Origin of the sequence: Chitinophaga sp. (genome assembly GCF_036566945.1) — a bacterium.
Lineage (GTDB): Bacteria > Bacteroidota > Bacteroidia > Chitinophagales > Chitinophagaceae > Chitinophaga.
This window is the reverse complement of the sequence record NZ_DATCVJ010000592.1, coordinates 1-8960: the sequence shown is the minus strand read 5'-3', so window position 1 is coordinate 8960 and position 8960 is coordinate 1. Positions and strand designations below refer to the sequence as shown.

Below are 8960 nucleotides of genomic sequence, written 5' to 3'. Positions count from 1 at the left end.
CGGTACCTATTCTTTTGCGGTATATGATAAAGGCATACTGGTCAGTAATAACAACGACTTCCCATTCCCGATCCGCCTGTATCCACATGATGTACCACTGTCCGATGTGTCTGTAAAATCTATTCAGGGATATTCAGAACTGCTCTATCGCGCCTCGCCGGATAAGGTAGTAGTAGTGGTGAAAGAGAACCGGATGTTTGTGGAATTCATCACTCTCTTTGCCTACATGTTCTGCCTGTTCCTGCTCATAGTAGTCGTATACAAGGCATTCGACCTGCTCATCAAAGCAAGGATGCGTATCAGTAATCTACGTACACTCATTAACGTGAGTATCCGAAAAAAGGTACACGGGACCATCATCTTCGTTGTCGTATTCTCCTTCCTGATCCTGGCCATTACCACGATCAAATTTTTTATCTATCGCTCCGAAACACAGAACAGGGAACGATTGAGCAAAACAATGAGAGAAGTCGCCAAAGATGTGGAGAAAGTTTTCGAAAATCAACGTGACCTGGACCAGGTAGGGGATATCTACGATTCAGAACTGCTGAAGAAATTATCTGCTTCACTCGCTGATATTGCAGATGAGCGCGCACTGGATATTAACGTATACGACCGCGATGGCAACCTGCAACTAACCACGCAGCCTATGATGACAGACAAAGGACTGATTTCTGCCAAAATGGATCCGCAGGCATATTACCGCTTGTTCCGTCTCGAACAAATCCAGTTTATACATACGGAGTATATTGGTGAAATGCCTTTCCTTTCCGGGTATATGCCGTTGCGTAATCATGATACACATGAAGTCATCGCTTACCTGAACGTACCTTACTTTGCTACACAAACAGAGCTGAACGAACAGATATCCAACTTCCTCGTAGCACTGATCAATTTTAATGCCTTCATCTTCCTCATTGCAGGGATGGTGGCCCTGTTGATCACCAACTCCATTACCCGGTCGTTTTCACTGGTAACGGAAAAACTGCGCCACGTAAACCTGGGACAACGTAACGATGAAATAGAATGGGATAAAGATGATGAAATCGGCGCACTGGTAAAGGAATACAATAAGATGGTGCGTAAACTGGAAGTGAGTGCGGTACGCCTCGCGAAGAGTGAACGCGAAGGCGCATGGCGGGAAATGGCCCGGCAGGTAGCCCATGAAATCAAGAATCCGCTCACGCCCATGAAGCTGAGCATCCAATACCTGCAACGTGCCATCGCCGGAGATTCACCCAATGTGAAAGAACTGTCGCGCAATGTGGCTGGTACACTGGTTGAACAAATAGAGCATCTGTCCAATATTGCATCTGACTTTTCGGCGTTTGCCCGCATCGGTGAACCGAATAATGAAATAGTACTGATCAATGAAGTGATGCATTCCCTGACTTCACTGTACCAGGGGCATGAAGACTGTGAAGTAACGTATATCCAGCCGGAGCAGGACTTCTATGTATTTGCAGATAAAACACAGATGAACAGGCTCTTTACAAACCTGTTGCTCAATGCGATCCAGGCAATCCCCGACGACCGGAAAGGGCAAATTGTAGCGAGACTGCAGGCCACCGCCGATCACTATGTGATTATCAGTGTGTCGGATAATGGAGAAGGTATTTCTACAGAAGTACAGTCCCGCATCTTCGTACCTAACTTCACTACCAAATCATCCGGTACTGGTCTGGGACTGGCCATGTGTAAGAACATTGCAGAACAGGCGCGTGGAGAAATATGGTTTGAAACCAAGTTGAATGAAGGCACTACGTTCTATGTAAAACTGCCATTGGAGGGGAACTAGTTATCATGCATGAAAAGGTATCTGATATGAAACAGCTGATCATTAACAAAGACTATGAAGGGATCAGAAAAGCACTTGAGGAGAACCCTTCGCTGGCGAATGAAGGTATCCCTTACGATGAAGTAAATACCACCAAAGCGCATCCTTTACACAGGATTTGCGATGGTGTATTTAGCCATACCTATACCGACAAAGAAGCGGTAGCCATGGCTCGTATATTTTTGGAATATGGTGCACAGGTTGATGGCTACGGACTCACCGAAAAACAGGATACGCCACTTACGGCTGCCGCCAGTCTGCATGCGGAAGAAGTAGGCATTTTATATATCGAAAACGGCGCGGCTATTCATCATGCCGGATGCCATGGTGGCACGGCTTTACACTGGGCGGCCTGGGTGGGAAGAGATAAGCTGGTAGAAAGACTGATCCACGAAAAGGCAGATATAGAGAAGTTATGTATCGATTTTAAAAGTACCCCGCTCTTATGGGCGGTGCACGGATTTAAATATGGGGGCGTGGAAAACAGGTATCACCAGGCAGAATGTGTACAGTTACTGATCGCAGCAGGCGCCAACAAAAACACGCCCAACCTGGATGGTACAGCGCCCATTGACTTTCTGGAGCAACAGGATTCGGCGCTGAGGGACCTGTTGAAATAAGTTGACTAAAGATCATAGCATAAAAAAACCGTTCCGGTATCCGGAACGGTTTTTTTAAATAATTTTCAGCAGTTACTACTGTGCATCTTTTGCTACAAAGCTTTCCTTAATCTTCTCCAGCAGTTTGCTATCGATCATTTGTTGTGCCAGCTGTATCATGTTTTTAAACGCTGTTCCTTTGGAAATACCATGACCAATAATAACTGGTTTGGAAACGCCTAAAACGGGAGTACCGCCGTATGATTCTGAATCAAATTTTTGCATATAATCATCCTGAACATTGCGTCTTAACGCTATTTCATGGAATGATTCGGCCATCTTAAGAACAATGTTACCGGTAAAGCCTTCACAAACGATGACATCCGCTTTTTCAGTGAGGATATCTCTACCTTCAATGTTACCAACGAAATTGATTTGTTTGCTTTCTTTTAACAGTGGGTAAGTGGCTTGCGCAAGCAGATTGCCTTTGCCTTCTTCTTCGCCGATATTCAGTAGGCCTACCTTAGGGTTGTTCACCTGCAGGATATGCTTGGAATATAGGGAACCAAGAATCGCAAATTGCGCGAGGTTTTCAGGTTTGCAGTCGGCGTTGATACCTACGTCAAGCAAGAGGCCGTACGATCCGTTTTCGCGGGGTACCAGAGTAGATATAGTAGGACGTTGCACTCCTTCTATGGCTTTAATGGAATAATAGGTGCCCACCATCATGGCGCCGGTATTACCTGCGCTGATGAAAGCATCTATTTTTTCATTTTTCAATAAATGAAAACCGATAGAGATGGAGGATTCTGGCTTCTCTTTCAGTGCCTTAGTAGGGTGTTCATCCATCCCAATTACCTGGGATGAATGAACAACTGAATATTTTGATTGGTCCAGCTGTGCTGCTGTTAATAAAGGAGCTAACTGTTGCTCGTCCCCTATCAATACCAGATGCACATCAGATGCAACAGTGTCTAAATATAATTTTACTCCTTTTACTGCTTCTGTGGGAGCGAAGTCGCCACCCATCATATCAAGCCCGATTCTCATGTAACTCAAGTTTGTTCTTGTTAGCTCGGGTAAAAATAGTAAAATAATTATTTAGCTGCACTCTGTTTTTCCAACACTACTTTTCCTCTGTAGTACAGTTTGTTTTCCACCCAATGAGCACGGTGTCTCAGGTGCACTTCACCGGTTGCGCTGTCTGTGCTTAAAGTATCCGCTACCGCCTTATAATGCGTTCTTCTCTTTGCTGATCTTTGCTGAGAATGTCTGCGTTTAGGATTTGGCATTTTATTTAATTTTTAATTGTCCTTAAATTTATCCAATCCTTTCCAGATTGGGTTATCGTTTTCTTTTGCCTGCTGGTTCATTTGTTCCAGCATTTCAATCACCTTCGGATTACACCCGCTTTTGCCATCAGCATTGTCAGGATGTATACGTTGCATTGGAATGCTCAGATGGATGAATTCGTAGATAAAGTCCGCCACGTTTAAATGGCTCTCGGTCTTTAACAAATACGATACATCCGGATCTTCTTCGCTACTCGCCAGCTCTTCCGGATTTTCTACCAGCTTAACTATCTGGTTGAAATCATCCCATAACTGCATTTCGAAGAGTTCTCCACAACGGTCACATGTTACCGTGGCTTTGCCGCCAATCTCAAATTTCAACAAAAAGAAATTACTCTTTTTGTCCAGGGTAAGATTTACACTTACCACACAGTTGCTGAAATCCTTCGGCTCTTCAAAATTATCAAAGAAACTATCTCCGATTGCATACTGAAATGAATGCACCCCTGGATTTAGTCCTACAAAGGCAATATCAAATTCGCGGAGTGGTTTCATATCAATATCCTCACTTTTAGAGGGATGCAAAGGTAATTAAATATTTGCAATTGCAAAAATTTCATAAATTTGTTCACCAACGATATCTTATTTATATATATATTTATATCATAAAATATCAGCCATTTTGATGTGTGACATCCAGGCGTGAGGCGCAAAGGTACATAATTCGCGTTTATCTTATACCTGTTTTTTACAATTCAACGATTTAATTGAAAAGCCATATTCCCCATTCCATAAATAAAGATGAAGGCCATAGGAAGAAACAGTAAGAAAATAACCGCTACTGGTAGCACCGGCATGCCGTCAAACAGCGCGCCGGATATCTTTTCCTTGCCCATAACTGCCTGGCTCAACAGCACCAATGCAGGTATATTGGTGACCGATGAAAAACACCGCAGCATTTGGGTAAATGATATCTTTTCACAATACATGAACGGGGTACCACCCGTTCACCTGTCTTATATCGATCTGATCCGTTTTTTTAAACCAATGGTAACAGAACCGCTACTGCTGGAGAAAAAAATGAAAACACTGCGCCGGGACAAAAAGCCCTGGTTCGGCTGGGAAGTCCCCTTCCTTAACGGACAAATCTGGGAAATTAATTACCTCCCGGTATTTAACGGCCACAAATTCAGTGGCAGCATCTGGCAGGCAATCGATATCACCCGCCGCCATCATGTACAGGAAGAAATAAGGCGCAATGAGGAAAAATTCCGGGTAATGCTCAATAACCTCAACGCCGCCATGTGCGAAACAGACGTGAAAGGCAATATTACCCGCGTTTATGAAAGCTTCTGCCGCCTTTCCGGCTACCAGGAAGAAGAACTCATTGGCAGGAACATTACCGACGTATTTGTACCGGAAGAAAACCGGGCCTTCGCCCGCGCCCTTCGCAGAAAACGCCTGGAAGAAAACGTTCCTCTCGTGTATGATATGGAAATAAAGCTGAAAGACGGCTCCTCCCGGTGGATCCTCGCCAGCTCCGCCAATATCTACGATCGCAGCGGCAATATCACCGGCGGGGCCGGTATCCACATGGATATCACCCATCAGAAAGAATTGCAAAAAGACCTGGAAGAAGCCCGGCAACAAGCAGAGGAGGCCCGCCACGCACAGAAAGACTTCCTCGCCAGCATGAGCCACGAAATCAGAACCCCGCTCAATGCTATTATCGGCATGGCCCACCTGCTGGAAGAAACCCAGCTGGATGCCCAGCAAACAGAATACGTCAATATCCTCAAACACTCCTCCGGCATACTGTTGGGTATAGTCAGTGATATTCTCGATATTTCCCGGATTGAAGCCGGCGAAATACAAACAAACCAACGCGAATTCAACCTTCGCGAACTGATACAGGCACTCCGGCATACCTTTGAGCTGAAACTGGGACGACGACCCGTGAAAATAACCGCCGAACTCGATGCTACCCTCAATACCTGGCTCCTCGGCGACGATGTGCTATTGAACCAAATACTAATCAATTTGTTAGGAAATGCAGAGAAGTTCACCAGCGAAGGTGAAATCGCTATCAAAGCCACCCAGGAAAGCTGGCAGGATAACAAACTCTGGATTCGTTTCCGGGTATGCGATACAGGCATAGGCATCAGAAAAGATAAACTGGAACTCATCTTTCGCAATTACAAACAGGCAGAAGGGGATATCCGTGAAAACTACGGCGGCACAGGTCTTGGCCTGGCCATCGCTAAACAATTGGTGGAATTTCAGGGCGGTAGCATCGCCGTGGAAGAACTACCCGGATACAATACCTGCTTTAGTTTTAATATACCTTTCATGGATAGCGGCAGGCCGCTGACCGTTAATACCGGTAAGCTAAGCAGAAAACTCCTGCAACGCTCATTTGAAGAGGCCCGGGTACTGGTGGTAGAAGATAACCCGATGAACCTCCGCTACATCATGAGCCTGCTGGAAAAATACAAGATTAATTATCAGCTCGCCACCAACGGGCCCGATGCAACTTATTTTCTCGAATCACGGCAATACGACCTTATCCTCATGGATATCCGTATTCCTGGTATGAATGGACTGGAACTGGCGCAAAAAATCAGAGCAGATGAACAACAACCCAATGTAGCTACACCCGTAATAGCCACCACCGCTGTCGCCATGGAAGGCACCGCCACCATGGCACGGGCAGCCGGAATAACAGACATACTCACAAAGCCTTATACACCAGATCAGCTACTACAGATTTTTAATAAATATCTCAACGAAGACGAAACAGAACTAATAATGGAAGAAGTGCAGAACCTAAGTGGATTCGAGTTCAACAACGATTTGGATGTAAAATACCTCACAGATCTCTATGAGAGTAATATTTCCTATGCCGCAGACCTGTTTGAAATTTTTATCAGAACTATCAGGGATGAAATCACAAAACTCAGTATCCTGGTAGACGAACATGAATGGGAACAAATGAAATTCCAGGTTCATAAACTCAAACCTAACTTCGCAATGGTTGGACTCACCTGGATCAGTGCCAAAATGCAGGAACTGGAAAACTACCTCCGCATTAACCAGGAACTATACAGCGAGGATATTGCCCGTCTTTTTAACGAAATAAAGGAAGATGTGAACAAATTTTATCCGCTCGTTGAAGAAGAATACCACAAAATGCGTGATTTTATAGACACACCCGGCGAATAATCAGTACGACTGCAACACTTCCCGGATGCTGTTGTAGTAATTCCCTCCAAATAATATCATATGCACCATCAATGGATATAACTGGCAGATGCCTATCCGCTGTTGCCAGCCCGGCAACAAGGGATAGGCAGCCTGGTAAGCATAGTAGAAACGGGTATCAAATCCGCCGAAAAGACGGGTCATCGCCAGATCCATCTCCCTATGCCCATAATATACCGCCGGGTCAAAAATACAGGCCTTCCCGTTAGTACCCACCATAAAATTGCCCGACCACAAATCCCCATGCAACAACGCCGGCGCTTCTGTAGGAAACAGTTGCGGTAACTGCCGGCACAGCGATTCTACCTGCTGCACCATCTGCTTGTCCACAATCTGCTGATCGTAAGCCATCCGGATCAGCGGCAACAAACGGTTGAACGCATAAAATACCGGCCAGCTGCTGTAAGGTGTATTGTATTGCTTTAATGTTCCCAGGTAATTAGGCCCCGGATTACCAAAGTGTGGCTTCGTAACACGGTGCTGCTTCGCCAGCGAAACTGCAAAATCATCCCAGAAATCACCAACAGCCTGCCCCTTGGTCAGAAACTCCTGTAACAAATAAGCACGGCCATTCACACTCCCGTATGCCAGCGGCTTCGGCGTATTCAACGCCCTGGCCGACTGCAACTCCAGTAAACCCGCATATTCCTGCGCAAACATATCCGGATAACGCTTCGCATCATTCAGCTTCACAAAAAAATATCCCTCGTTGGTGGCTATACGAAAAGATTCGTTAATATCGCCCCCATGCACGCTTTTTGCATCATTTATATGTATTTTTACCTTCAATTGTTCGGAAAGCGCCGCACTTAACTGTTTTTGTAGAATTTCATCTATCATGTTCCGCCACATTATATGGAGACAAAAGCCCGGTTTAAAAAGATAATTGTCCGTATTGTACTAACACTTACGGCTATACTGTTGTTAAAAGGATTTTTCGCCTGGAGTAACCGCTTCAGCGATTTCTACTTCCATAGGTGGTATGAGTGGAGTAGTTTGGCGTTCAGACAAGTAACAGGTATAGTTCCATTTAGTATTGGCGATGTAATATATACTGCCTGGATTATTGGAGGAATATTTTATTTGTTAAAACTATGTTATAAAGTCATTCGCCTCCATTGGGAACAGTTCGGCTTACAACTCTTACGGGGCATACATTTTCTCCTGACTGTATATCTGGCCTTCATAGTGTTGTGGGGATATAACTACGAACGGAACTCCCTCACCATCGATACCGGCCTCGTAACAGGCACTTACAATACCCAACAACTTTATCAACTCTCCGATACTTTACTGCAACTGGTTAATAAGGAGAAAGCCAATACCGGCGATACAATAGGCGTTATGAAAGCAGATACTACTGGTCTCCCGGTCTTTCAGCGCGCTGTCCTGGCCTACGATGCTGCCGCCAAAACCTGGCCGGCACTATGTTACAAGGCCCCCAGCGTTAAAAAAGCATTGTATGGTCACTGGCTCAATTATATCGGTATTACCGGCTACCTGAACCCTTTCACCAACGAAGCACAGGTAAATACCACCACGCCCGCTGTGTTGCAACCATATATTACCTGTCATGAAATAGCACACCAGCTTGGATATGCACCGGAAGAAGAAGCAAATTTTGTAGGTTATCTCGCCGCCACCAGTATTCCGGATAGCCATTTCCGTTATGCGGCCAACTTTGATATGTTCCTGTATAGTGTAAGACAACTCGGACAACGCGATACCACCCTCGCCAAAAGCATCTGGAACAGAGTAGTGCCGGGCGTAAAAGCAGATCATAAAGCCATCATCGACTTTTATGAACCATATACCGGTAAAGTAGATGAATATTCCACCATCCTCTACGATCGCTACCTCAAAGCCAATAAGCAGGATAAAGGTATCCGCAGTTACAGCGAAGTAACTACCTGGCTAATCGCCTATTTCAAAATAAAATAAAATGAAATTTTCGGAATCTCTCCGCTTAAA

General features: G+C 45.1%; 8 protein-coding genes. 4 read left to right on the top strand and 4 right to left on the bottom strand.

Translation table 11 applies throughout. The features are described 5' to 3' along the window. Positions 1-1798, top strand: a 1798-nt coding sequence (locus tag VIP81_RS18085; protein ID WP_331964065.1) for an ATP-binding protein, incomplete at its 5' end; no start/stop codon positions are given. Between the two features lie 26 nt (positions 1799-1824). Then, entirely contained in the window at positions 1825-2457 is a 633-nt protein-coding gene (locus VIP81_RS18080; protein WP_331964062.1) for an ankyrin repeat domain-containing protein, read from the top strand. 75 nt (positions 2458-2532) lie between these two features. Here the strand turns inward: VIP81_RS18080 and plsX are convergent, their stop codons facing one another. Genes plsX through VIP81_RS18065 form a run of 3 tightly spaced genes read right to left on the bottom strand, consistent with a single transcriptional unit; the run spans position 2533 to position 4283 of the window. After that, entirely contained in the window at positions 2533-3486 is a 954-nt protein-coding gene (gene plsX / locus VIP81_RS18075; protein ID WP_331964059.1) for a phosphate acyltransferase PlsX, read from the bottom strand. A 47-nt stretch (positions 3487-3533) separates the two neighbouring features. Continuing rightward, on the bottom strand, positions 3534-3728 hold the full coding sequence (gene rpmF / locus VIP81_RS18070) for a 50S ribosomal protein L32 (protein WP_079473289.1): 195 nt from the start codon (positions 3726-3728) through the stop codon (positions 3534-3536). 12 nt (positions 3729-3740) lie between these two features. After that, positions 3741-4283, bottom strand: coding sequence for a DUF177 domain-containing protein (locus VIP81_RS18065; RefSeq protein ID WP_331964048.1), 543 nt, complete (start codon positions 4281-4283; stop codon positions 3741-3743). Between the two features lie 246 nt (positions 4284-4529). On the opposite strand from VIP81_RS18065, the gene VIP81_RS18060 reads away from it, so the two are divergent. Further along, positions 4530-6950, top strand: coding sequence for a PAS domain S-box protein (locus tag VIP81_RS18060; protein WP_331964045.1), 2421 nt, complete (start codon positions 4530-4532; stop codon positions 6948-6950). On the opposite strand, the gene VIP81_RS18055 is transcribed toward VIP81_RS18060, so the two are convergent. Then, a complete protein-coding gene (locus VIP81_RS18055; RefSeq protein ID WP_331964042.1) occupies positions 6951-7829 on the bottom strand; it encodes a fructosamine kinase family protein in 879 nt (292 codons plus the stop codon). 15 nt (positions 7830-7844) lie between these two features. Here VIP81_RS18055 and VIP81_RS18050 point away from each other — a divergent pair, with 15 nt between their 5' ends. Then, complete coding sequence (locus VIP81_RS18050; RefSeq protein WP_331964039.1) at positions 7845-8930, top strand: DUF3810 domain-containing protein; 1086 nt, start codon at positions 7845-7847, stop codon at positions 8928-8930. The last annotated feature ends 30 nt before the right edge of the window (positions 8931-8960 follow it).

Excerpts from the sequence above, each read along its gene's own strand:
- rpmF (WP_079473289.1), bottom strand. The coding sequence starts at position 3,728 with ATGCCAAATCCTAAACGCAGACATTCTCAGCAAAGATCAGCAAAGAGA.
- VIP81_RS18080 (WP_331964062.1), top strand. The coding sequence starts at position 1,825 with ATGAAACAGCTGATCATTAACAAAGACTATGAAGGGATCAGAAAAGCA.
- VIP81_RS18055 (WP_331964042.1), bottom strand. The coding sequence starts at position 7,829 with ATGATAGATGAAATTCTACAAAAACAGTTAAGTGCGGCGCTTTCCGAA.
- VIP81_RS18065 (WP_331964048.1), bottom strand. The coding sequence starts at position 4,283 with ATGAAACCACTCCGCGAATTTGATATTGCCTTTGTAGGACTAAATCCA.
- VIP81_RS18050 (WP_331964039.1), top strand. The coding sequence starts at position 7,845 with ATGGAGACAAAAGCCCGGTTTAAAAAGATAATTGTCCGTATTGTACTA.
- plsX (WP_331964059.1), bottom strand. The coding sequence starts at position 3,486 with ATGAGAATCGGGCTTGATATGATGGGTGGCGACTTCGCTCCCACAGAA.
- VIP81_RS18060 (WP_331964045.1), top strand. The coding sequence starts at position 4,530 with ATGAAGGCCATAGGAAGAAACAGTAAGAAAATAACCGCTACTGGTAGC.